The organism is Rhizobium sp. Root708, assembly GCF_001429725.1.
In the GTDB taxonomy this organism is placed as follows: domain Bacteria; phylum Pseudomonadota; class Alphaproteobacteria; order Rhizobiales; family Rhizobiaceae; genus Rhizobium.
Genome location: NZ_LMHV01000002.1, coordinates 173,934 through 198,599, shown reverse-complemented (window position 1 = coordinate 198,599; position 24,666 = coordinate 173,934). Strand labels below are relative to the sequence as shown.

Genomic DNA, 24,666 nt, shown 5'->3' with positions numbered 1-24,666 from the left:
AGGGCAAGAAGATGCGTTTCGATTATATTATTACAGGCGCCGGTCCCGCCGGTTGTGTGCTCGCAAACCGGCTGAGCGAAGACCCTGACGTCAACGTGCTCCTCCTCGAAGCGGGTGGCGGCGACTGGAATCCGCTGTTCCATATGCCCGCAGGCTTTGCGAAGATGACCAAGGGCGTGGCGAGCTGGGGCTGGGAGACCGTGCCGCAGAAGCACATGAAGGGCCGGGTGCTACGGTATACCCAGGCCAAGGTGATCGGCGGCGGTTCTTCGATCAATGCCCAGCTCTATACGCGCGGCAACGCGGCGGATTACGATCTGTGGGCCGACGAAGACGGCTGCGAGGGCTGGGACTATCGCTCGATATTGCCCTATTTCAAGCGGGCGGAAGACAACCAGCGCTTCGCCGACGACTATCACTCCTATGGCGGTCCACTGGGCGTTTCCATGCCGATCTCGCCCTTGCCGATCTGCGATGCGTATATCCGGGCCGGCCAGGAACTTGGTATTCCCTACAATCATGATTTCAATGGCCGCCAGCAGGCCGGCGTCGGCTTCTACCAGCTGACGCAACGCAACCGGCGCCGTTCCTCGGCATCGCTTGCCTACCTCTCCCCGATCAAGGATCGGAAGAACCTGACCATCCGGCTTGGGTCGCGCGTGTCGCGCATCGTCATCGAGAAGACGCGGGCCGTGGGTGTCGAAGTCATCGATCGCAACGGTGTTGAAATCCTGAGAGCCGAACGCGAAGTGCTTGTCTCCTCGGGAGCGATCGGTTCGCCCAAGCTGCTGCTCCAATCAGGTATCGGTCCGGCCGACCACCTGCGATCGGTCGGCGTTAAGGTCGCGCACGACCTGCCGGGTGTCGGGGGGAACCTGCAGGATCATCTCGACCTCTTCGTGATCTCGGAATGCACCGGTGACCATACCTATGACGGGGTGGCGAAACTCCACAGGACGCTGTGGGCTGGTATCCAGTATGCGCTGTTTCGCACGGGGCCGGTCGCCTCGTCGCTGTTTGAGACCGGTGGTTTCTGGTACGCGGACCCGAACGCACGCTCGCCCGACATCCAGTTTCATCTTGGTCTGGGATCGGGCATCGAGGCCGGTGTCGAACGCCTGAAGAATGCCGGAGTGACGCTCAATTCCGCCTATCTGCATCCAAGATCGCGCGGCACTGTTCGGTTGTCGGCTGCCGATCCCGCGGCCGCACCCCTGATCGATCCGAACTATTGGTCGGAACCCCACGACCGCGAGATGTCTCTCGAGGGGCTGAAGATCGCGCGAGAGATCATGCAGCAGGCAGCTCTAAAATCCTACGTGCTCGCTGAACGCCTGCCGGGGTCGAAGGTCGCAACCGACGAGCAATTGTTCGACTATGGCTGCGCCAACGCCAAAACCGACCACCACCCCGTCGGCACGTGCAAGATGGGCACGGGCGCCGACGCTGTCGTCGGCCTCGACCTCAAGGTTCACGGTCTGGAGGGGGTGCGGGTCTGCGACTCCTCCGTGATGCCGCGCGTGCCCTCGTGCAACACCAACGCGCCGACGATCATGGTCGGCGAAAAAGGGTCCGATATCATTCGCGGGCTCCCGCCGCTTCCTGCGGTGATCTTCGCCGACGAGCGCAACGAGACGCGCCCAAGGGCACGCGCCAGTGTTCGCTAGGCAGGCAGAAGCGAGGGATGAAACGGCCATGAGCATCGATGTCGCACAGGATATTCTCGACGCCCTTACCGATGTCGATATGCCCCGGTTGAAGCCGGAACGCGAGCCTTTCGAGACAGCGAACCTGGCTGGCATTACAGTGCCGGTTTATCGTGCCGGCTGCGTGGTTGTCGGTTCGGGTGCAGCCGGTCTTCGTGCTGCAGTCGAACTGAAGCGTCGCGGCGATGATGTCGTGATCCTCAGTCAGAGTGCCTGGGGAGGCACGTCTGCGTGCTCAGGCTCCGACAAGCAAACGCTGCACACGGCCAACACTGCCGATCAGGGCGACAATTACAAGGCGATGGCGCGAGCGATCCGTGCCGGCGGCGCGATGGACGAGGACACGGCTTACGTGGAGGCGATCGGGTCTGGTCGCATGATGGCGTCGCTGCAATATCTCGGCCTGCCACTGCCCCAGAATCCCCTCGGCGGCACGCTGCGGTATCAGACCGACCATGACGAAGTGGGTCGGGCGACAAGCTGCGGACCGCGAACCTCGCGTTTGATGGTCAAGGTCCTGGCGGAGGAAGCCATTCGGCTCGATATTCCGTTCTATAACCATACGACCGCCCTACAGATCCTGATGGAAGGTGCACAGGACGCGCGGAGAGCCGTGGGCGTCGTCGCGATCCGCGCGCATGACAGGACGGAGGCAAATCCGCTCGGCATCGCGCTGTTCGCAAGCCAGGTGATCGTGCTCGCCGCCGGTGGGCCGGGAGAACTCTATCGCGACAGCGTTTATCCGAACGGCTGCTTCGGATCGCTCGGGCTCGCACTTGAGGCAGGCATCGAGCTGGTCAATCTGACCGAGAGCCAGTTTGGCATCGGAACAAGGCGAGAGGGTTTCCCGTGGAATCTCTCCGGCACCTATGTCCAGGCGATGCCTCATATCTACTCGGTGGATGCCGAGGGACAGGAGCACCACTTCCTCGCAGACCACTACCGCAGCACGCAGGAGCTGGCTTCGAATGTGTTCCGGAAGGGCTACCAGTGGCCGTTTCATTCGACACGGATGCTGGATTTCGGCTCAAGCCTCGTCGATCTGGCGATCTACCGGGAAACTGCCGCCGGCCGCCGCGTGTTCATGGACTTCAACCGGAACCCGTTGCCCGTTGCCGGTGACTTGCCGTTCGATCTTGGACGCCTCGATGACGACGTCACGGCCTACCTCAGCAATGCAGGGGCGGGGCAGACGCTGCCGATCGACAGGTTGCGTCATATGAACCCTTTGGCGATCGAGCTTTACCGGCGATACAAGGTCGATATCGCTGCTGCTCCGCTGGAATTTGCGGTCAACAATCAACACATGAACGGCGGTATCAGGGTCGACACATGGGGACGCAGCAGCCTTGCGGGCTGCTATGCCGTTGGCGAGGCGGCCGGAACCCATGGTGTGACGCGGCCAGGAGGTGCGGCCCTCAATGCCGGCCAGGTGTTTGGGACGCGGGCTGCGGAACACATCAACGCGAGCAGCAGAGCCCGAACGGCAGCTGCCGGGGATATCGCCAAGATCGCCGAGGCCTGTATTCGTGGCATTCTCTCTGTTCTCAAGGATGACAGTCCGCTCAACGCGAAGTCCGTCCGCCAAGACGTGCAGGCGCGCATGAGCGACAAGGCTGGGTTGATCTGCGATGGCGAAAATGTCCGGGAAGCCCTGAGCCAGGCTCGAAGCCTCAACGCCGACATCGGGCGAAATGGGATTGCCTGCGAGCGCGCGGCGGAAGCGGCGCGCGCTCTGCAATGGCGTCAGATGGCCTTGGCTTCGGAAGCGGTGCTTTCGGCACTGGACAGCTACATATCGAAGGGTGGCGGAAGCCGCGGCGCACGCGCAATATGCGATCGCGCGGGCACGGCTTTGCCATTGGGTCGCTCGGGCCCATTGGAAGAGTTCCGTTTTCGCGAAGAGAACGCTTCTGATCGCCACCAGCAGATCGTGGTGCGATGGGACGGAGAGGCGTTGCAGATATCGACGCGTCCCAATCGGACCTTCGACGAGACCAGCAGATCGTTCTTCGAACGGGATTGGCCGGCATGGTTGACCGGCCGGATCTACGACCTCGATGGTCGTTGATTGAGGGCGGGTGCGCTGCTCCGTCGAGGTCGTAGCTACGATAGCGCGATATTGTTCCGACACTCCAAGAGCATCGTCGTTTTCCGAGCGCTGGATGATCACGGCAACTGAGGTCGTGTACGGCAATATGCTTTTACAAGCAGGGGCGAAAGCCGGCCAATACGGCCCGGAGACTGCGAACAGCGTCCCATAGCGCCCGGGCCTGGCGCGAAGTGTTCGCACATACTCGTCGATGACCGGCGCGGGATCGTTTTAAGCTACTTCTGAACATTCGCCCACGTCATCGGGGTGGGCGGCGACGCATTGCCGGTCATTCCCTTGGATTATGCTCCTCAGCCGGCGAACCAAACGCCGCGTATGCTACCGTAAAATACGTTGGTGCGGCGACGCGGCATGCTTATGCTGCAAGTGCTAAGAGCGGCGGCGGGTGATGGGACGTCCGCGCTTTCACAGAGCGGACGCAGAGCGAGAATACTATCCTGAGTATAGGAACCTAACTCTCGACAAGAGGGTGAACGAGGGAGCTTTGGCATGCGGTACTCTTCCTATCTTCCCACGGTTGATTTTGTCGCTCAACTTGGCCCAGCCGGCTATGTTTTTGACTATGCCCTGGATGCTGCCCAGCGCAGCGTCCTGTTCCTGGATGTCATGCGCAAGCGCGGAAACCAGTATCGGGCCCATGCCGAAATGACTGCCCCCCATGTCTTGAGTTTCATGCCGGAAATCGTCCTTGACGGGCGCACCCTGGATCGGCCCGTCAATTACGCGCTCGTGCGGATCGTTCCGCCAGCAGGGGTAGACGTCGACCAGACACGCCGGCCCTTCGTCGTTGTCGATCCAAGAGCAGGGCACGGGCCCGGCATCGGCGGCTTCAAGGCTGACAGCGAAATCGGCGTTGCCCTGAAAGCCGGTCATCCATGCTATTTCATTGGTTTCCTGCCACAACCAGTGGCCGGCCAGACGATCGAGGATATCGCGCTGGCGGAAGCGCGCTTCCTGGAAACTGTGATTGCGCTGCATCCGCAGGCGGACGCCAAGCCCTGCGTTATCGGCAATTGCCAGGCCGGTTGGGCGGTCATGATGCTCGCCGCCATGCGACCGGACCTCTTCGGATCGATCATCATTGCAGGGGCGCCGCTATCCTATTGGGCTGGCGAGCGCGGCAGGTATCCGATGCGCTATACCGGCGGATTGCTGGGTGGCAGCTGGCTCACGGCTTTGACCAGCGATCTGGGTTGCGGGCAGTTCGACGGCGCTTGGCTGGTTCAGAACTTTGAGAACCAGAACCCGGCCAACACGCTCTGGACGAAGCAGTATAACCTCTATTCAAAGATCGACACCGAGGCCCCGCGCTATCTCGGCTTCGAGCAGTGGTGGGGCGGGCATGTCAGCCTCAATGCGGACGAAATCCAGTTCATCGTCGACGAACTCTTCGTCGGCAACAATCTCGCCTCGGGGCGGATCGAGGCTTCCAATGGCGAGGCAGTCGATCTTCGCAATATCCGTGCGCCGATCGTCGTCTTCTGCTCGAAAGGGGATAACGTCACGCCACCCGCGCAGGCGCTTGGATGGATACTCGATCTCTACGATGACGTGAACGAAATTCGCTCGCACGGGCAGACGATCGTCTACACGGTCCACGAAACTATCGGCCATCTCGGGATTTTTGTGTCCGCGAGCGTTGCCCGGAAAGAGCACGGGGAATTTTCCAGCAACATCGACCTCATCGATGCGCTGCCGCCGGGCCTCTATGAGGCAACCTTCGAAGCGCGGACCGACGACACTATCGGCGGTGACCTCGTCGAGGGTGACTGGATCATGCGCTGCCAAGCAAGGACGCTCGATGATATCAGGGCGCTCGGCTGCAACAGCGCCGCCGATGACCGCCGCTTTGCCACCGTCGCAAAGGTATCGGAGATCAACCTGTCGCTTTATCGCACCTTCATGCAGCCGTTCGTCCGGGCGATGGTGCCGGAATGGGTCGCAAATGGCTTCCGCGACATGCATCCGCTCAGGCTGCAATACGAGTTCTTTTCCGACATCAATCCGCTGATGGCGCCCATCGCGGACCTTGCCGGCGATATCGAGGAGGAGAGGCGTCCCGCTGCCGCAGGGAATCCCTTCCTTGGCCTCCAGCAAGCATTTTCCCGTCAGATCGTCGAGGGGCTGGAGGCCTGGCGTCAAGGAATGGAGATCCTCAGTGAGGCGACGTTCCTTTCTGTCTATGGCTCGCCGCTCCTGCAGGCAGCCGTCGGTATCGATCCCTCCGATGCAACCTCGCAGCGCCGCGCCAGCAAGACCGCTCTTCATCGCCAAGTTCTGAAGACGAGGATCGGTGAGCTCAAGGCGCAGATCGGCGTGGGTGGGCTTAGAGAAGCCCTCGCGCGCAGCTTGCTCTATGTCGCGATGGCAAGCGGAACAGCAGACGAGCGCGGATTTGCAGCGATCCGCAGGATGCGGAAAGCCAGGGACGATATGCCGTCAATGACGCTTGCGGAATTCAAGGGGCTGATCCGCGACCAGTTCCTCATGCTGGTCATCGACGAGGAGGCAGCGGTCGGCGCAATTCGCCAGTTGCTGCCGGCCGACGAAAATGCTCGCCGGGAAGGCTTGGCGTCCCTCAAGGAGGTTCTCAATGCCCGTGGGCCGCTTTCGGAAGAGGCGGAACGGCGTTGGCAAAGGATCGTGGGATTCTTCGACCTGCCCTCGGAGCCGGTAGTCGGGCCTGCTTCGACGCCGGCCAAGCCGACACCGTTGAAGGCTGTTAGGCGCGCAAACTAATCAGCGACAATTTGCCCTCGGAACGGAGCACGTGCAAATGCCTGACACGGACAGCATTGCGGAAGAAGCCGGCCGTCATCAGAAGTACGAACGGCTGATCGAGAAGGCAAAAGAGGTCGCGCAGATGCGAACCGTCGTTGCTCATCCGTGTGATGAGTCGTCGCTGCGCGGTGCGGTCGAGGCGGCCGAGGTGGGGCTGATGCGTCCGATCCTTGTCGGCCCGGCAGAAAAGGTGCGAGCGGTTGCAAGCTCGCACGACCTTGATATTTCTTCCCTCGAACTCGTCGATACCCCGCACAGCGATGCCGCGGCGGCCAAGGCGGTGGAGATCATCCGGGAAGGCGGTGCCGACCTGCTGATGAAGGGAAGCCTGCACACGGACGAGCTCATGCGGGCCGTGACATCCTCGGCAACGGGACTGCGAACCGCACGCCGGATCAGCCATGTCTTTGTCATGGATGTCCCGCACTATTCCGAAACGTTGTTCATTACCGATGCAGCAATCAACATCGCGCCGGATCTCGATGCCAAGCGCGACATCATTCAGAACGCTATTGATCTTTTCATCCAGATCGGGCTCGGCGAACCGCGTGTCGCGATCCTCTCTGCCGTCGAGACCGTCACGTCGAAGATACCTTCTACCATCGAAGCGGCCGCACTCTGCAAAATGGCAGAGCGCGGGCAGATTACCGGTGGGATACTGGACGGTCCATTGGCCTTCGACAATGCGATCGATCCGGAGGCGGCCCGCATCAAGGGTATAAAGTCGGCGGTTGCTGGGCGGGCACAGATACTGGTGGTCCCCAATCTCGAGGCCGGCAACATGCTGGCGAAGAACCTGACCTTCCTGGCAAGGGCGGATGCCGCAGGCATCGTGCTCGGCGCGCGTGTGCCGATCATCCTGACGTCACGCGCGGACTCGGTTCGGGCCCGCCTCGCCTCATGCGCGGTCGCGGTCCTGCTCGGCGATGCACGCCGTCGCACTGCTCCGATACAGGGCGGCTGACGCGATGGACACCATCCTCGTAGTGAATGCCGGCTCCTCGAGCCTCAAGTTCGAGGTCTTCGCTGTCGCCGGGTCGCTAGAGCGGCTGGTGAAGGGTCAGATGGAAGGGATCGGAACTACACCGCACCTCACTATCAGGAGCCCGAGCGGCGAGCGCCTGGAGAACGAAACCTACCCGGCCGACGTCGTTCCGGATTTGCCGGCAGCGATGCGTCTGGTTGGGGAGTTGCTGCGGCAGCGGCAGGCGGGTCGGCTGATTGCCGTGGGCCACCGAGTTGTCCGCGGCCATGACCCAATGACCGATCACTATGCCATTCCCGCGCGTTTTTTCGACGAGGGCGTCCGGCGCTATGGGTTCCACGGGCTTTCCTATGAGTATGTCGCCGGCCGGCTTGCTGAGATTTCGCCTGGCTCGGGGAAGGGCAGGGTGATCGTGGCTCACCTTGGCAGCGGCGCGTCCATGTGCGCCTTGTATCAGGGCATGAGTGTCGAAAGCACGCTTGGCTTCACTGCCCTCGACGGCCTTCCGATGGGTACGCGATGCGGCCAGATCGATCCGGGCGTCCTGCTCTATCTTCTTCAGCAGCATGGTATGTCGGCCGGACAGCTCCAGGACCTCCTCTACAAGGAGTCCGGCCTCAAGGGGCTTTCCGGTGTCAGCAACGACGTGCGCGTCCTGCTTGCCAGCGAAGAAGCCGGCGCCAGCCTCGCACTTGACCATTTCGTGCATCGTATCGGCCTGAACGCGGGCGCGTTGGCGGCAGCGCTAGGCGGACTCGACGCCTTTGTGTTTACGGCCGGTGTCGGTGAAAATTCGCCGGTGATGCGCGCTCGGATTGCCAGGAAGCTGGAATGGTTGGGGGCGTCGCTCGATCCTGCACGGAACGAAGCCGGCGAGCTCGTGATCTCAAGCGGCAGCAGCAAGATTCCGATCTTTGTCGTGCCGACGGACGAGGAACTGATGATTGCGCGACATACACTCGCGCTTATCGCGGCGTAGGTCGCGCCGGACAGTCAAGGAGAGGGCCCGAGATGATCCCTGAAGTGAAAGCCAAGCTTCTTGAAGGGAAGCGCGGACTGGTGGTCGGCATCGCCAACGATCAGTCGATTGCATGGGGTTGCGCCAGGGCATTTCGCGCCTTGGGCGCGGAGCTTGCCGTGACCTATCTCAACGACAAGGCCAAGCCCTACGTGGCGCCCTTGGCCGAGGCGCTGGAAGCGCCGATCTTCATGCCGCTCGATGTGGCGGTGCCTGGGCAGCTCGAGGCCGTCTTCGATCGCATTGCCGAGCAGTGGGGCGAGCTCGATTTCGTTGTCCATTCCATCGCCTTCTCGCCGAAGGATACGCTGCAGGGCCGCGTCGTCGATGTCCCGCAAGACGGATTCCTGAAGACGATGGACATCTCCTGCTGGTCGTTCATCCGGATGGCACATCTGGCCGAACCCTTGATGAAGCGCGGAGGCTCGCTTTTCACCATGACCTATTACGGCAGCCAGATGGTGGTGAAGAACTATAATATCATGGGTGTCGCAAAGGCAGCACTGGAGAGTGCGGTTCGCTACATCGCCGCGGAGCTTGGGCCGAAGGGTATTCGCGTTCATGCCATCTCGCCAGGCCCACTGGCGACGCGGGCAGCGTCAGGCATTCCCGAGTTCGACGAGCTCCTGAACAAGGCGCAGGAAACGGCTCCGACCCGGAGCCTCGTTTCCATTGACGACGTCGGCATGGCGACGGCCTTTCTGGCGCACGATGCAGCCCGGCTGATAACGGGCGATACCATCTACATTGATGGCGGATATCACATCATCGACTAGCAAGGCGGTATCGCACGACAGCCGATCCTGCCTCGCAGTCCGCTGGGTGTGCTTTGCACGCTGCCTTGCGGTTGGGAGCCCGCGGCCGGTGTCGGCCACGGGCAACCAGGATTATGCAGCGCGCTTGAGCGCCTCACCAATCACCGAGACGATCTCGTCTATCTGCTGTGTTTCGACGATCAGCGGCGGCGACAGCGCAATAATGTCGCCGGTCACGCGGATCAGCAGGCCTTTCTTGAAGCAATCGACGAAGACATCGTAGGCGCGTGTTCCCGGTGCGCCGTCGCGAGGGGCAAGTTCCACGGCGCCGACAAGTCCGAGGTTTCGGATGTCGACGACATGGGGGTGGCCCTTGAGGGAATGCAACGCATTCTGCCAGTGCTCTGCGATGTCGGATGCCCGGGTAAGAAGCCCTTCTTCCTCATAGATCTCAAGCGTCGCAATCCCAGCGGCACAGGCAACCGGGTGGCCCGAATAGGTGTAGCCGTGAAACAGCTCAATCGCGTTTTCCGGGCCGACCATCAGGCCATCATAGACCTTGCGGCTCGCGAAGACGGCTCCCATCGGGATCGCGCCGTTGGTCAAACCCTTCGCCGTGGTGACGAGATCCGGAATGACACCGAAGTAGTCGGTCGCGAACGGCGTTCCAAGCCGGCCGAAACCGGTGATGACTTCGTCGAAGATCAGGAGAATGCCGTACTTGTCGGCCGTCGCGCGCAGCTTCTGCAGGTAGCCCTTCGGAGGCAGGATGACACCTGCCGAACCGGACATCGGTTCGACTATGACAGCCGCGATCGTCTCTGCGCCGTGCAGCTGGACAAGACGCTCGAGGTCGTCCGCAAGTTCGATGCCGTGCTCAGGTAGCCCCTTCGAGAACGCGTTGCGCTCGACGTCGAGCGTGTGTCGCATGTGATCAGCCGGAATCTGCGGGAACATGCGCCGATTGTTGACGAGGCCGCCGACCGAGATGCCGCCGAAGCCGACACCGTGATAGCCCTTTTCCCGGCCGATGATGCGGGTGCGGGTTCCCTGGCCAATCGCGCGCTGGTAGGCGATCGCGATCTTCAAGGCGGTGTCGACCGATTCCGAACCGGAGCCTGTAAAGAAGACGCGATCGAGTTTCGCGTCCGGTCCGCCCGGGGCGATCTTCGCCAGCTTGGCGGCGAAGTCGAAAGCGATCGGATGCCCCATCTGGAACGTCGGCGCGAAATCCATCGTCGAGATCTGTCGTTCCACCGCCTGGGAGATCTTCTTGCGGCCATGCCCGGCATTGCAGCACCAGAGACCTGCGGTACCATCGAGAACACGATTGCCGTCGACGTCGGTATAGTACATGCCCTCGGCGGACGCGAGGAGGCGCGGCGCCTCTTTGAACTGCCGGTTCGCCGTAAACGGCATCCAGAAGTTATCGAGTATCGGGGCGTTCGTCCTGCTGATCTGATCCATCGTGCTCTCCTTGGGCTTGATGAACAATTCGGGCATTTCCAATTGGCGAACAAGCCCTTTTCTTCACTGTTGTAACATATTGAAAAGATGAGAGTTGGTAGCTATCGTTTGAGCTATTCTGAACAACACAAACGGTGCCGTGATGACGTTCGATATCGGGAATCGCCTGCGCTACGTCAGGACTGCCCACAATCTGTCGCAGCGGGAGTTGGCGAAGAAGACCGGCGTTCCCAATTCGACGATCTCGCTCATTGAATCGAACGCATCGAATCCTTCGGTCGGTGCGCTGAAGCGAATCCTCGACGGGATTCCGATTGGTCTTGCTGAGTTCTTTTCGCTCGAGCCGGAAACCCCGAAGAAGGCCTTTTACGCTGCCGAGGAACTCGTCGAGATCGGCAAGGGGGGCATCTCCTACCGGCAGGTTGGCGAGAGCATGTTCGGCCGAAGCCTGCAGCTGCTGAAGGAATGCTACCAGCCCGGGACCGACACCGGCAAGGTTCCTCTCGTGCACGAAGGTGAAGAGGGCGGAATTGTCCTGTCGGGGCGGCTGGAAGTAACGGTCGACAACGAGCGGCGCGTCCTTGGGCCGGGCGACGCCTATTATTTCGAAAGCCGCCGTCCGCACCGGTTCCGCTGCGTCGGTCCGGTCCCCTGCGAGGTAATCAGCGCCTGCACGCCGCCGACATTCTAGCTGTCGCGGCCCTCGATGCGGGCAAAGACCCGATCCAGCGCCCGATGCAGGCCGGTTCGGGCACCCGCATTCTCGAAATCGACCAAGACCTGCTCGTTGAGGCCGCCCTTCGTCGCAAATTCGCTGCTGAGTTCGGTGAAATCATGTACGCCGGACACATTTGCACGCTGGGCCAGGCTTTCGAACAAGGGCGCGAGAAAGGATCCGGCCTTCTTCGCATCGAGGCCGTTCGCCTCGAGCCATGTGGCAGCCATGTCCATCACGCCGAAGTAAGTCGACATCAGCGCGCTTGCGGCGCCGAGCAAGTCGTATTCCTTCCTGCTTTCGCATTCGACCGCACTTCCCAGTACGTTGAACAGCGCCGCTACCGCCGGATCGGGCGGGAAGATTGCGGTCACGCCCTGCCGGTCGGCCACAAAAGGCAAGGGGATTGCCTGAACCAGATGGACGTCGGCGTCGATCCATTCGAGCAGGCTGTCGCGCTGCGTTGCCGCGACGACGCTGATGACGGGCTGGCCGGCTCTGAAACGCAGCTGCCGGATGACATCCTCGGCAATCTGCGGCCGGATCGCGAGGACCGCTACCTCGCTGCGGTCGACGACGGCCTGATTGTCCGGAGCGATCTGGATAGCGCTGAATTCGGCGGCAAGACGCCCGGCGATCTCGCTGTTGCGGGGAGACACATGCACCTCTTGCACGGCCGATGGCTCGCGCAGCAGGCCTCGCACCATGGCCTCGCTGATCGCGCCGGTGCCGACGAAACCTATTTTCTCTACAGCCATGGGCCTACTCCGCACGCGATTGGGACCAAGAGAGATATCGCCTGGTCCGATCAACAAGATTGGCCGCAATCTAACTATTCGGCGTGGTGCTGTCGACACTATGTATCGGAAAGGCGCGAGGCGATAAGCCCCAATCTCATTTGGCTATGCAATCAGAAGGCGGTCGCGGTGAAGCCATTGTGACAGGCGCAGCGCCGGTATCTGGTGCTATTTGTATCGATTTTCACCCGATATAATCGAGTAGTACGTCAGCACGGTTGCCAAAAAACCATAATTACCCCACCTAGATCCTTCACGGACATCGGTACTTAGAACTGGATCATAGTGGAATGCGCGTACAATACGTTTTTCTTAGTTTATTTCTTGCAGTCGTACCGCCCGCATATGCCGAAGTCACGGCACCGCCCGTTTTGGCGCCCCAGGAGCAGCAGGCGGAGGCCGCCCAGCTGAGTGCCCAGTTTCTGACCCGCTACAGCTACAAGACGGTCCCCTTGGACGATGCCTTGTCCGCCAAAATCATGGATCAGTTCATCAAGTCGCTCGATCCGGACCGCGCGCTTTTCCTGCAATCCGACATCGACAAGTTCATGGCCGGGCGGAACGACATCGATGATGCGATCATCGGCAAGGACCTCAAGATCCCGTTCTCGATCTTCAATGTCTATGAGCAGCGCGTCGTCGACCGCATGAATTACGCGCGCAGCCTGCTCAAGCAGAATTTCGACTTCACTGTCCAGGAAGACTATTCCGTATTGCGCGACAAGGCGCCTTGGCCGCAATCGGAAGCCGAGAGCAACGAGCTTTGGCGCAAGCGCGTCAAGGGAGACTGGCTGCGCTTGAAACTCGGTAACAAGACCGACGCGTCCATTCGAGAAACGCTCGACAAGCGCTATGCGAATGCGCTCGATCGCGCCTACAAATACAAGAGCGACGATGTCTTCCAGTCGTTTATGGAGGCCTACACCACCACGGTAGACCCTCATACCGACTACTTCGGTGCGACGGCCTCTGCCGACTTCAATATTTCCATGAAGCTCTCTCTGTTCGGTATCGGCGCTGTGCTGCAGGAGCGCGACGATTACACGACCGTCCGCGAACTCGTCGCCGGCGGTCCTGCTCAACTGTCGGGCAAGCTGTCGGTCGGAGACCGCATTACCGGTGTCGGGCAAGGCGAGAAAGGCCCGATAAAGGAAGTCGTTGGCACGCGCCTTGACGAGGTCGTGCAGATGATACGCGGAGCCAAGGGTTCCGTCGTGCGCCTGGATATCTTGCCGGCGGATGCGGGCGCCGATGGCAATCATCACGTCATCAGCCTGGTGCGCGATAAGATCAGCCTCGAAAAGCAGGCTGCGAAGAAGACAGTTTTGTCCGTGAAGGTCGGTGAAGCGACCAAGAAGATTGGCGTGATTACCTTGCCCGCCTTCTATGAGGACTTCGACGCGCGGCGCAAGGGCGACAAGGACTACAGAAGCGCCAGCCGCGATGTTTCGAAGCTTCTTGGCGAACTGAAGCAGGACAAGGTCGATGGTGTTCTGATCGACGTGCGCAACAATGGCGGCGGTTCGCTGGACGAGGCGATTGACTTGACCGGCCTGTTTATCGGCCGCGGGCCGGTCGTTCAGCAGCGGGCGAGCGACGGGAAAGTGGCTGTACGAAGCTCAGATTTCCCGGCTCCTGTCTGGACGGGGCCGCTCGGCGTGCTGATCAACCGCGGCTCTGCTTCGGCATCCGAGATTTTTGCAGCGGCGATCCAGGACTATGGACGCGGTGTAATCATCGGCGAGCCAAGCTTCGGCAAGGGAACCGTCCAGACTGTCGTTGATCTCGATCAGGTGGCACACAACAGCAAACCTCAATTCGGCGAGCTGAAGGTTACGATTGCGCAGTTTTTCCGTGTAAACGGCGGAACGACACAGCTGCGTGGTGTGACCCCTGATGTCACGTTGCCAGGACTGTCCGACCCCGCGACCTTCGGTGAAACGAGCTATGACAACGCTCTGCCCTGGGCTCAGATCAAGCCGGCGAACTATAAGCCTGCCGACAACGTCGCTGCTTTGCTGCCGACACTGCAGAGCCGTCACGATGCACGCGTTGCTGGAGATCCTGATTTCCAGCGGCTGCTAGGCGATATTGCCGATCTCAAGGCGCAGCGAGAAAAAGGCGTTGTTTCTCTCAACGAGGCAGAGCGTCGCAAGGAAAAGACGGCACGCGAGGCTCGCCTGAAGTCGAGAGCGCAGGCAGACGGGGGTGTTGATCCCGCCGACGATGACGGACTGCAGTCCAATGAACGCAGCCTGAGTGCCGATCTTGCCATCGAGAATGCCCGCAAGAATGCAAAGGATGTCCTGCTGAACGAGGCTGCTGCCATTCAGGCAGATGCGGCGGATCTGCTGGGGCAATCGGGAAGTACGGGCAAAAAATAGCAGGACTAACGAGCTAAGTTGGTGATCATGCCGCTATCGCAGCGGCATGATCACTGAAACGCCTGCCGTGGGAGAGACCGGCGCCGCCTGCGCTCGTGGCTCAAGCTCCAAAGCCGCGAATCGCAAACTCGAACTTTGTTCCCCAGCACAGAATATATTCTGCGCACCTAGACAAACGAATCATTTCGCATTTTAGTGATTCGCAATATGTCAAGGGATATCGCCATGGACGCCGATCTGCCTGTTTTCATCAAGCCTCTTCAGGTCGAAATTGACGGAACCGGACGCTATCGAAAGGCAGAGACCGTGAGCCAGCTGGCCGCCATGCTTCTGAGCAGCAAGTGGCACCACCGCGGCGGCTCCAAATTCCACAGCGCCCTGATGCGATCCGTCGAGGCGCTGGAATTTTATACCGACGCCGAGACCGCAAGGGCCGCATTTGTCGAGGCCGCCCACGAGGCGGGTATGCACGTGCTGCCTGATGATGTGGCGCGAATAAAGAAAGCTAGCTGAGCGCCTCGCTGATGAGCGGGCGGGCAACCCTGACGTTAGCGCAGACCAGCAACCCTGACGTTAGCGCAGACCAAATGCCGCGACGTCATCCGGGGTCGACATTTCTCTTCTGCGATGGCGGGGACTTCTTGCGCGAGCTCCCAGAAGCCTATCAAGCTCGCGCTGGCCCGAGCCAAATCGTGCGATTAGTCGTTCTGCTTCACCGACGTCTAAGCAATAGCGGTAACTCAATGAACTGACCGTATATTTCCCGGTATCGTCTGCTGGCATTTGTTGGCTCCTTTCAATGACCAAACGAGCCCACTCTGCAGACGTTCCTTCACCCTCGATAACGTGACAATACCGTTCGTGATCCCGACAGCTGCCGATAGCGGCGCTCAGCGTGTGTGCGGTCCCGCCACCAAGCTTTCGATCTGCTTGTGCTTAATCAAACTCTTACCAGAGACAGCTAGAGTGCCGCATTCTAGTCTGACGGCATCGGGTATGGCACACATCTGGCAAATACTTCTGGGCAACCTTGCGATGGTTGCGCTGGTGATAACCGGGTGGGCGCATCTTACCCCCTCCATCCGCCCGCGCTTCGGGTTGTCACGGGAAGCCTACTTCGGCATGACGATGGGGATCGGTGCCGTCATATCGATGGCGATGTCGGCCGAAATCGAGCCCGGCGTGTATTTCGACCTTCGCGCCGGATTGGTCGTCTCTGCCGCGCTCTTCGGCGGCGCCGTCGCGGCTGTCTTCACCAGCGTCATGGCTGTAGCGTTTCGGCTCTGGATGTCCGGCGCCGGCGTGACGATCGGCGTTGCCGGCATTGTCATAGCGGCGCTTCTGTCGCTGCTGGCCCGCAAAGTCGCCGGATCGAAAATTCTCTTCGGACATGTTGCTGTCGTGGCGCTCGCCCAGAGCGCCGCGGCCTATCTCATCGGCAGCAGTTCCATTTCGCCGTTACATCATCTTGGGGGCGCTGTGGCGGTCGCCGCGGTCGGGCTGAACTTCTTCTGCATCCTGGTGTCCGGCTTCATCATTTTGAAAGTTCGCCGCATCAGGACAGAGCGCGATCTTCTGCGGGCCGCGTTGGCCCAGTCACCTGATTTCTACTATGTGAAAGATCGGAAAAGCAGATTCCGCTTCGCGAATGAGGCCGTAGCGCGCTTCAATAAATTCGATAGCCCGGCCGGGATGATCGGTCTTTCGGACTTTGACCTCACGCAAAACCATCGAGCCGCAGAACTCTTCGAGGAAGAGCGCCGCATCATGGCAAGTGGCAGCCCGTTGCTTGACCAATAAGAGTGCCTGATGACAGCGGGCGGCGAAATCTGGTTCTCGACATCCAAGGTCGCCGTGCATGACGAGGACGGTGATGTGATAGGGCTCGCCGGCATCACGCGGGACATAACGGCGCGAAAGAAATTGGAAAGTGAGGTTGTGGAGAGCCGCGACCTGCTGAAGCAGGTCATGCGCGACATGTCGGATGGACTGGCATTGTTCAGCGAGAAGGGCGTTCTGCTCTTCTGCAATGACCGGTATCGCGAGTTCTTTCCTGCGACTGCTGATCTGCGCGTTCCCGGCGCTCATATTCGCACTATCCTGGAGGGTGTGATCGCCGCCGGCGAGCAGATCAACGTTCCCGAGGAGAAGGCGCCCTGGGTCGAGGACGTATCGCGGGCGCTCTTCACCAATAACGACCAGGAAATCCAGACCGATGCCGGCCGGTGGCTGCAAATCCGGACCCGTGTGACGGGCAGCGGCTTCGCACTTGCCGTGGTTACGGATACGACGGCGCTCAAGGAATCCGAACTCGCGCTGAGGTCGCTTGCAGAGAGGCTAAGGCTTCTTGCTGAGACAGACGCTCTTACGGGTCTTGCCAATCGCCGGGCGTTCGACGAGGCGCTCACGTCGGAATTCACCAAGGCGAGTCCGACGAAACCGCTTTCGATCGTGATGATCGATGTCGATCGCTTCAAGGCATTTAACGACCATTACGGCCACCTCATGGGAGACGACTGCCTCAAGCAGGTCGCCCATTGCCTGATCCGGGCCCGTGAACGACCGGATCAAGTGATGGCGCGTTTCGGCGGGGAGGAGTTCGTCTTACTGCTGCCGAATACCGCGATTTCGGCTGCGCTCGACTTTGCTGAGACCATCCGCTCCGCGTTGGCGGACATGGGCATCAAACACGCGCAAAGCGAACATGGAACAGTAACCGTCAGCATCGGTATTGCTTCCTACCAAGGAGACTCCTCGACCGGCGAGGTGTGCCAATTTCTCCGCGAAGCGGATATCGCTCTCTATGAGGCCAAGGATGCTGGCCGTGATTGCGCCAAGGTCTTTACGCTGCCAACTGAGCCTTCAGAACAGGCAGATGCGAACCGCCGCGCGTGCGCAACCCGATAGGAGCGCCTTCCGGTCCTGTTGCGCTGTCGTGATCGCTTGGTGGCGACACCTTCACACGGGATGACGGTGATCAGCTGCGGTATTCGGGCTCGAGCCGATCGAGTGTTCTCTTGATCGATTGCAGATGCAGGCGGGCTGATTCCGGGTCGCCGTCCCGCATCTGGCGGTACGCCGCCTCTGCAATGTCACGTGCGACGGGAAGGACTTCGCGTCCTGTCGAGCGAGCCAATGTCTGCACCTCGCAGGCCCGCTCCAGATAGTAGAGATCGTCCCAGGCCTCGGCGATGTTCGGAGCGCAGACCATGACACCGTGGTGCTTCATGAACACGATGTCCGCGTCGCCGATAGCGGCGGCGATGCGGTCCCCCTCGCGTTCGTCGAGAGCAAGCCCATTGTAGTTCTCGTCAACGGCGGTGCGACCGTAGAACTTCAGCGCCGTCTGGCCGGCAAAGATCAGGGGTGATCCCTCCGTCATCGAGAGCGCCGTGGCAAAGGGCATGTGGGTGTGGAAGGCGGCCTTGGCGCGTGGAAGGCGCTTGTGAATGCGGCCGTGAATGTAAAAGGCCGTTGCCTCAGGCTTGCCTTCCCCGGAGATAACGTTGCCATGGAAATCGCAGACAAGCAGCATCGACGCGGTCAACTCGCTGAAGGCATAGCCGTAGGGGTTGACGATGAAGAGATCATCATAGCCGGGAACGACAGCCGAGAAGTGGTTGCAGATGCCTTCTTCCATTCCGTATCGCGCCGCCATCCGGAAGCAGGCTGCGAGATCGACCTTTGCCTGCCATGCCTCCTCTGTATCGAGCTTGGGCCGGTTGGGTCCACTCGAACGTGAAATCGAAGGCGTGGTCAGCGAATGGGGCCATCTGGTGTTCCTTGTTCTTGGCGTATTGGCTTGGGCAGGTTCATGCAACGGGCAGGCGCTTTCGGGCAATTGCTGCATGGAAGTTCGCTCCATGTAGCAGGCCTTCGTCGTTGAAGTCGTAATTGGGATTGTGAAGGGGGGCGGAATCCTTGCCGTTGCCGAGGAAGACGAAGCAACCCGGAACCTTCGTGAGAAACTGGGCAAAGTCCTCCGATCCGGTCATCGGCTTCGACGCGACGTTCACATTCGAAGAGCCGTAAAGGTCGCTTGCGACCTCCAGCGCCTGATCCGTGAGAGTAGGGTCGTTGAGAAGCGGAACGAATTCGCGCGTGTAGTGGACAGATGCTTCGACGTTGTAGGCAAGCGCAGTTCCCTCAGTGATGATCCGCATCTGCTTTTCGATGGTCTCGCTGATCTCGCTGCGGAAGCTGCGCGCATCTCCGAGGATGCGCGCCGTTCCGGGCAAAGCATTCCTGGTGCCGTCGGTGATCAGTTCCGTCACTGAGACGACTGCGATGTCGGCGGGCGCGACGCGGCGCGACACGATTGTCTGGAGGTTGGTCACCAGCGCACAGGCGGCAACAAGAACCTCGTTGCCCCAATGCGGTTGAGCCGCATGGCCACCGACGCCGCGAAGAACGATCTCAAAATTGTCCTCGGCGGACATGATCGCTTCCGGCCGTGTCTCGAAATGTCCGACAGGCAGGCCTGGCATATTGTGGATGCCGTAGATCTCGTCGAACGGATATCTTTCGCAAAGGCCATCGGCCATCATCGACAACGCGCCTTTTCCCCACTCCTCGGCAGGCTGGAATATGAAGCGGACGGTACCATCAAAGCCGCTGTCGGCCGCAAGCATTTTTGCGGCGCCGAGCAACATGGCGGTGTGACCATCGTGACCGCAGGCGTGCATGACGCCGGCGTTACGTGATTTGTAATCCTTCTCGCCTTGTTCGTTGATACGAAGCGCGTCCATGTCTGCCCGCAAGGCGATCGCGCGGTTCCCACTGCCGCGTCGAAGCGTACCGACGACGCCGGTCCCGCCGATCCCTTCAGCGATATCATCGAGGCCAAATTCCCGTAGCTTGGCTGCGACGAATGCAGATGTCGCCCTTTCTTCGAAGCCGAATTCCGGGTTGGCGTGCAGATGTCGTCGCCATTCGGTCATCTCCACCTGCAGCTTTTCAAGGTCGGTCATCGGGCTCCCTCCGAGGCAAGTTTTCGCACGACATCAAGCAGGACATTCGCCCCGGCAACAGCGTCGGCGTCGGGCGTGAACTCCCTGGGATTGTGGCTGATGCCGGCAATACTCGGAACGAAGATCATCGCCGAAGGCGCGATCCTTACGATCATCTGCGCGTCGTGGCCGGCGCCCGAAGTCATGCGTCGCGAGGCGAGGTCGCGAGCCGCTGCAGCTTGTTCGACAAGGGTTACGATGCCCTTGTCGAATGCCACCGGCTGAAAGCGGGCGAGCCGCTCCGTGGTGACGGAGACCTGCTCGTCGGAAGCGATCTCGACCAGAAAGGCCGCGAGAGCGGCCTCTTCCGTCTGAAGACGGTCTTCATCAGGATCACGCAAATCCACCGTGAACGTCGCCTTCGACGGAACGACGTTGATGGCGTTCGGTTCGAAGGCGATGCATCCGACCGTCGCAACCATCGGACTGTTGGAGTTCTTTGCCCGGTCGCGGAGGAAGGTGATCACCCGTGCGGCAGCCAATCCGGCATCGCGTCGCATCGAGATCGGCGTAGTTCCGGCATGGTTCGCGTCGCCTTCGATCGTGACCCGCTGCCACGAGATGCCTTGCAGATTCTCCACCGCGCCGATCAAAATGCCCTCGCGCTCGAGAACCGGCCCCTGCTCGATATGGAGTTCGACGTAGGCGCTTGGACGCAGGAAGCCCGGCTCTCGCGGACCAGCGTAGCCTATTCTTGAGAGTTCATCACCGAGAACCGTCTCGTCGGTGCCAACGGTTGCCAAGGCCTCGGCAACATCGAGGCCGCCCACGTAGACGAGGGATCCCATCATGTCGGGAGCGTATCGCACACCTTCCTCATTGGTGAAGGCTGCAACGACCATCGGGCGGGCCGGCACGAAACCATCCTCATTCAGCGTCTCGATAACTTCGAGGCCGGCGAGAACGCCATAACAACCATCGTAGATCCCGGCGTTGATGACCGTATCAATATGGGAGCCAATCATGATGGGCGCGTCGTCCACCATCTCATCGCCGAGCGGCTTCCAGATGCCGAAAATGTTTCCGATGCGGTCTATCGCCACCTCGAGGCCGGCATCCCGCATCCAGGAAACTACGCGATCACGTCCAAGCTTCTCGGTGTCGGAAGCGGCGAGCCTGACAAGTCGACCGTCCGCCAGGCGCCCGATATCGCCGAGTTCACGCAGGCGTCGAAGCAGGCGCTCTGAACGAATAGAGTTGTCACTGCTCACCGTGCATTCTCCAAATTGACGCCGATGACCTCAGCGGCGGCCATTCCGACGATCTCAGCGTATTTCTCCGGATCTGTCGCGCCCTCCGTGTTTATCGTCAATACGCGCGACTGTGGGCCGAGGCCGAGCGCAGTCCGGATATCCGGATCGGATGCGGCCTTTATCAAACCGGCAAGACCCACGCCGCCGCTTTCACCCGCCACGATCGCTGGGTCGCCGGAAAGTGGTCGAGCCAGGCGCCTCATGACAGCGATCGCGTCCTCCTCTTCGAGCGTCATGAACGCATCGGCCGTGCGGGAAAGGATGCGCCAGGCAACGAGCGACGGTTCGTAGCATTCCAGCATGGCCATGATCGTCGGTTCGCCGTGCGGAACCGAAACCGGGTGCCCCGCCTTGGCCGATTCAAAAATGCAGGCCGCTCGCGCCGGATCAACCACGGTGAAAATGGGGCGTTCGTCGCCCAAAGCGACGGCAAGGTGGCCGGCGACAGCCGCCGCGATGCCGCCGACACCGGCCTGAACGAAAACATGGGTCGGAGGTTCGGGCAAGGCGCGAAGTGCCTCACGCACGATCGCAGTATAGCCCTGCATCACCAACCCCGGTATGCGCTCATATCCGGGCCAGGATGTATCGGAAACGATCGTCCAGCCATGTTTTTGGGCCACCCTGGCTGCCTCTTTGACCGACTCGTCGTATGTGCCTTCGACGCGGACCATCTCTGCACCGAACCGCGCGATGGCGGCCACCCGCTCATCGCTCACGCCCGCGTGGACGAAGACCACGGCCCGGGCGCCGACCAGTTGGGCGCCCTGGGCGACAGATCGCCCATGGTTGCCATCCGTTGCACAGGCGAACGTCATCGACGCTGCCACGTCTGTGACTTCGGGCGTTGCAAGCTCGGCAACATCGACCTGTCGGCCAAGCTTCTCTGTCGCGTGATCGAGAACGAGCCGGATGACCGCATAGGAGCCGCCCAGTGCCTTGAAGCTGCCGAGCCCGAGCCTATGGCTCTCGTCCTTCACATGAATGCTCGCCACACCGATTTCATGAGCAAGACTTGGCAGCGCAACCAACGGCGTCGCGGCATTGTTCTCTCTGAACGTCAAGAAACGCTGGACCTCGGCTGCGGCCGATAGGCCCAACGTCGCCGCGTCACGCGGATCGAGAGGGGATCGATAGAGAGAGTTTGCATTGGTCAGGAACATGGGGAACCTCGCTGAGTTGGCGAAAACTTATTGCAATCGAGGCGAAATTTGCGCTGATTATTGCAAGCAGATTTGCAAGTTTGTTTCGTCACGGGAGAGTGCAATGGACAGAAGCCCGGCGCGGATCGCCCTAGACGATTTCGATCGAAAAATTCTGGCGATCCTCCAGAAGGACAATCTCACGCCGCAACGAACGATCGGCGATGCAGTCAACCTCTCTGCGCCAGCCGTCCAGCGACGGATCAAGAAGATGACCGAAGCCGGCGTGATCCAGGCCAACGTCGCGGTCGTCGATCCCGCAGCCTTGGGCCATCCCATCACCATTTTCGTGGAAGTCGAGATCATCAGCGAGACAGCTGAGCAGATCGAGGACGCCAAGCGCGAATTTGCCGCCACGCCCGAGATCCAGCAGTGCTATTATGTGACGGGTGAGGTCGACTTCCTGCTTGTGATCGTCGTGGCGAACATGGCCGCCTACGAGGCGCTGACGAAACGCCTGTTCTTCGGCAACAACAACGTAAAGCGCTTCCGGACATTTGTTGCCATGGAACGCATCAAGGCCGGTTTGGAAGTGCCGCTCCGCTAGCCGCACATCTAGGTGTGGGTGACGAGCAATGATGAGTTCGCGGTCGCCCCGTCCGCAATAATTTTTATCCGAACGTTCGTTTTTTATTGTATTTATATACGAACGTTCGGTAATAAGCGCCACGGATCTGGAGACGTGCCATGGGTCGAACGAGAAAGATAAGTGACGACGACATTCTCGACGCAGCCGAACGCGTCGTCGTTCGCCTGGGCGCGGTCGGGCTTTCGATTGATGCGGTGGCTCAGGAGGCTGGGGTCAGCAAGGCACGAGTCGTCTATGATCACAAATCGAAGAGTGCACTTCTCGAGGCGCTGGTCGATCGCAAGGTCAAGGCGGATCTTACTCACATAGAAGCGTGCGTCGAGGCAGCAGTCGACACGCCGCATCCGGAACTGTTCGGGCGCATAGCGTCCGCCGAAAAAATCCTCGACGAAACCGATCGGGCCGTCGCGATGGCAGTCAGTGCCTCTATGTCCAAAGACGAGAAGCTTCAAAGGACGATGCGTGAGTGGACCGATCTCGATCTGAAGATGATGGCGACCGGCAAGCGGCCGAAGGCCGCGCTGATGGCCTATCTCGCCCTTTCCGGCTTTTTCTGTACCGAGCTTTTCGCCTTCCATACCTGGCCGGAGACAGAGCGCGCGAGCATCCTCGACGGTATCCGATCAATCTACCTTTCCTATTCGGACAAGACATGACGCCCCGCTGAGGCGCAACACACAGCAAAGGAAACCAACAAAATGCAACGCAGCAGCCAACTGCAGCGCCTGAAGGCGTGCCTTTTCGCCACCACATTCATCGCGCTCGGCGCAGGTTCCTCCCTGGCACAGCAGGGTGGCGAAATGCCGCCGCCCGTGGTGGCCGTTGTCGAACTGAAGGGCAGGGACGTTCCTGTCGTCAACGAACTGCCGGGCCGCATTGCAGCCACCCGCACATCCGAGGTGCGTGCTCGCGTCTCCGGCATTCTCCAGGAGCGCGTCTTCGAACAAGGTGCGACTGTAGCCAAGGACGATGTCCTTTATCGCATCGATCCGCGCATCTTCCGTGTGCGTGTGGCAAGCGCGGAAGCGACGCTACAACGCGCAAAGTCGACGCAGGAGAATGCTAGGCTCCAGCTTGAGCGCCAAAAGAACCTTCGCGAGCGCAACGTCGCGTCCGGCATCGAATATGACACGGCGGCGGTCAACCTTGCGCAGGCGAACGCCGATGTTGCCGCTGCCGAAGCAGGCCTCGAGGAGGCAAAGATCAATCTCGAATATACCGAAGTGCGTGCGCCGATCTCCGGCGTCATTGGCGGCGCGCTCGTCACCGAGGGTGCGCTGGTGACGGCCGACGGCACCTCGAATCTCGCACTGATCCAGCAGGTCGATCCTGTTTATGCCGACTTCACCCAGTCTGCCCAGGAACTGCTCAACCTCAAGCGCGCGGTCGCCGCCGGCAAGCTTGCGAGCGCGGCTCCAGGAGAGGCGCGCGTTCAACTGGTGTTCGACGATGGTTCGCTCTACGGCGAGCCCGGCAAACTCCTGTTTGCAAACGCTAGCGTCGATTCCAACACCGGACAGGTTACTCTCAGGGCGGAGTTTCCGAACAAGGCAGGTGATCTGCTGCCTGGGATGTACGTTCGCGTGCGCATCGAGCAGGCGGTCCGCCAAAATGCTTTCACTGTCCCGCAGCGTGCCGTGATCCGTGACGACAGCGGGCAGGCGCAGGTCTACGTGCTCGGAAACGATAATGTTGCCGAACTGCACAAGGTCACCCTCGGCCAGGCTCTGGATGCAGAGTGGGTCGTGGAAGATGGCCTCAAGGCCGGCGAGACCATCATCGTCGATGGTGTCCAGAAGGTTCAGCCGGGCGCCAAGGTGGCACCGGAGCCTTGGAAGCCCGCCGAGAAAGAGAAGAGCCCGTCGCAACAGACGCAGGCCTCGGAGTAATCA

General features: G+C 60.5%; 20 protein-coding genes. 14 read left to right on the top strand and 6 right to left on the bottom strand.

Features of this window, described 5'->3' with window-relative positions:
• Nucleotides 1–11 precede the first annotated feature (11 nt).
• From ASE04_RS03120 to fabI, 6 genes are all read left to right on the top strand, one after another.
• Complete coding sequence (locus ASE04_RS03120; protein WP_056811806.1) at nucleotides 12–1,667, top strand: GMC family oxidoreductase; 1,656 nt, start codon at nucleotides 12–14, stop codon at nucleotides 1,665–1,667.
• A gap of 28 nt (nucleotides 1,668–1,695) precedes the next feature.
• A complete protein-coding gene (locus tag ASE04_RS03115) occupies nucleotides 1,696–3,777 on the top strand; it encodes an FAD-dependent oxidoreductase (protein WP_056811803.1) in 2,082 nt (693 codons plus the stop codon).
• A gap of 531 nt (nucleotides 3,778–4,308) precedes the next feature.
• Nucleotides 4,309–6,558 (top strand): DUF3141 domain-containing protein, encoded by a 2,250-nt coding sequence (locus tag ASE04_RS03110; protein ID WP_056811799.1) that lies wholly within the window; start codon nucleotides 4,309–4,311, stop codon nucleotides 6,556–6,558.
• A gap of 31 nt (nucleotides 6,559–6,589) precedes the next feature.
• Entirely contained in the window at nucleotides 6,590–7,564 is a 975-nt protein-coding gene (locus tag ASE04_RS03105; protein ID WP_274533859.1) for a phosphate acetyltransferase, read from the top strand.
• Between the two features lie 4 nt (nucleotides 7,565–7,568).
• Entirely contained in the window at nucleotides 7,569–8,564 is a 996-nt protein-coding gene (locus ASE04_RS03100; protein WP_056811793.1) for an acetate/propionate family kinase, read from the top strand.
• Nucleotides 8,565–8,596: 32 nt separating this feature from the next.
• Nucleotides 8,597–9,379, top strand: coding sequence for an enoyl-ACP reductase FabI (fabI, locus tag ASE04_RS03095; protein WP_056811789.1), 783 nt, complete (start codon nucleotides 8,597–8,599; stop codon nucleotides 9,377–9,379).
• Nucleotides 9,380–9,490: 111 nt separating this feature from the next.
• Here fabI and ASE04_RS03090 read toward each other — a convergent pair whose 3' ends face one another.
• Nucleotides 9,491–10,825 carry an aspartate aminotransferase family protein gene (locus ASE04_RS03090; RefSeq protein ID WP_056811873.1) on the bottom strand — a complete coding sequence of 445 codons (1,335 nt, stop codon included), beginning with the start codon at nucleotides 10,823–10,825 and terminating at the stop codon, nucleotides 9,491–9,493.
• Between the two features lie 142 nt (nucleotides 10,826–10,967).
• Here ASE04_RS03090 and ASE04_RS03085 point away from each other — a divergent pair, with 142 nt between their 5' ends.
• Nucleotides 10,968–11,516, top strand: a complete 549-nt coding sequence (locus tag ASE04_RS03085; protein ID WP_056811786.1) for a cupin domain-containing protein — start codon at nucleotides 10,968–10,970, stop codon at nucleotides 11,514–11,516.
• On the opposite strand, the gene ASE04_RS03080 is transcribed toward ASE04_RS03085, so the two are convergent.
• Complete coding sequence (locus tag ASE04_RS03080) at nucleotides 11,513–12,298, bottom strand: pyrroline-5-carboxylate reductase (protein ID WP_056811783.1); 786 nt, start codon at nucleotides 12,296–12,298, stop codon at nucleotides 11,513–11,515. The two genes, ASE04_RS03085 and ASE04_RS03080, sit on opposite strands and share 4 nt — an antisense overlap.
• 329 nt (nucleotides 12,299–12,627) lie before the next feature.
• Between ASE04_RS03080 and ASE04_RS03075 the strand changes: the two genes are divergently transcribed.
• The 4 genes from ASE04_RS03075 (at nucleotide 12,628) to ASE04_RS03060 (ending at nucleotide 17,628) form a co-directional block, all read left to right on the top strand.
• Nucleotides 12,628–14,721: a carboxy terminal-processing peptidase gene (locus ASE04_RS03075; protein ID WP_056811780.1), complete on the top strand. Its 2,094-nt coding sequence runs from the start codon at nucleotides 12,628–12,630 to the stop codon at nucleotides 14,719–14,721.
• Between the two features lie 225 nt (nucleotides 14,722–14,946).
• Entirely contained in the window at nucleotides 14,947–15,234 is a 288-nt protein-coding gene (locus ASE04_RS03070) for a DUF982 domain-containing protein (RefSeq protein ID WP_056811777.1), read from the top strand.
• A 483-nt stretch (nucleotides 15,235–15,717) separates the two neighbouring features.
• A complete protein-coding gene (locus tag ASE04_RS03065) occupies nucleotides 15,718–16,521 on the top strand; it encodes a LytS/YhcK type 5TM receptor domain-containing protein (protein WP_056811773.1) in 804 nt (267 codons plus the stop codon).
• A 9-nt stretch (nucleotides 16,522–16,530) separates the two neighbouring features.
• Nucleotides 16,531–17,628: a sensor domain-containing diguanylate cyclase gene (locus ASE04_RS03060; RefSeq protein ID WP_056811770.1), complete on the top strand. Its 1,098-nt coding sequence runs from the start codon at nucleotides 16,531–16,533 to the stop codon at nucleotides 17,626–17,628.
• A gap of 70 nt (nucleotides 17,629–17,698) precedes the next feature.
• On the opposite strand, the gene ASE04_RS03055 is transcribed toward ASE04_RS03060, so the two are convergent.
• From ASE04_RS03055 to ASE04_RS03040, 4 genes are read right to left on the bottom strand one after another with little or no spacing between them, the layout of a single operon-like run.
• Nucleotides 17,699–18,481 carry an aldolase gene (locus ASE04_RS03055; RefSeq protein ID WP_244490324.1) on the bottom strand — a complete coding sequence of 261 codons (783 nt, stop codon included), beginning with the start codon at nucleotides 18,479–18,481 and terminating at the stop codon, nucleotides 17,699–17,701.
• 52 nt (nucleotides 18,482–18,533) lie between these two features.
• Nucleotides 18,534–19,691: a M20 aminoacylase family protein gene (locus tag ASE04_RS03050; protein ID WP_056811767.1), complete on the bottom strand. Its 1,158-nt coding sequence runs from the start codon at nucleotides 19,689–19,691 to the stop codon at nucleotides 18,534–18,536.
• Nucleotides 19,688–20,941, bottom strand: a complete 1,254-nt coding sequence (locus tag ASE04_RS03045; RefSeq protein WP_056811764.1) for a Zn-dependent hydrolase — start codon at nucleotides 20,939–20,941, stop codon at nucleotides 19,688–19,690. Before ASE04_RS03045 ends, ASE04_RS03050 begins: the two co-directional genes overlap by 4 nt.
• Nucleotides 20,938–22,146 carry a diaminopropionate ammonia-lyase gene (locus ASE04_RS03040; RefSeq protein WP_056811760.1) on the bottom strand — a complete coding sequence of 403 codons (1,209 nt, stop codon included), beginning with the start codon at nucleotides 22,144–22,146 and terminating at the stop codon, nucleotides 20,938–20,940. Before ASE04_RS03040 ends, ASE04_RS03045 begins: the two co-directional genes overlap by 4 nt.
• A 103-nt stretch (nucleotides 22,147–22,249) precedes the next feature.
• Between ASE04_RS03040 and ASE04_RS03035 the strand changes: the two genes are divergently transcribed.
• The 3 genes from ASE04_RS03035 (at nucleotide 22,250) to ASE04_RS03025 (ending at nucleotide 24,663) form a co-directional block, all read left to right on the top strand.
• Nucleotides 22,250–22,732: an Lrp/AsnC family transcriptional regulator gene (locus ASE04_RS03035; protein WP_056811756.1), complete on the top strand. Its 483-nt coding sequence runs from the start codon at nucleotides 22,250–22,252 to the stop codon at nucleotides 22,730–22,732.
• A 140-nt stretch (nucleotides 22,733–22,872) separates the two neighbouring features.
• A complete protein-coding gene (locus ASE04_RS03030; protein ID WP_056811753.1) occupies nucleotides 22,873–23,430 on the top strand; it encodes a TetR/AcrR family transcriptional regulator in 558 nt (185 codons plus the stop codon).
• Between the two features lie 42 nt (nucleotides 23,431–23,472).
• Nucleotides 23,473–24,663: an efflux RND transporter periplasmic adaptor subunit gene (locus ASE04_RS03025; RefSeq protein WP_056811750.1), complete on the top strand. Its 1,191-nt coding sequence runs from the start codon at nucleotides 23,473–23,475 to the stop codon at nucleotides 24,661–24,663.
• Nucleotides 24,664–24,666: the final 3 nt, after the last annotated feature.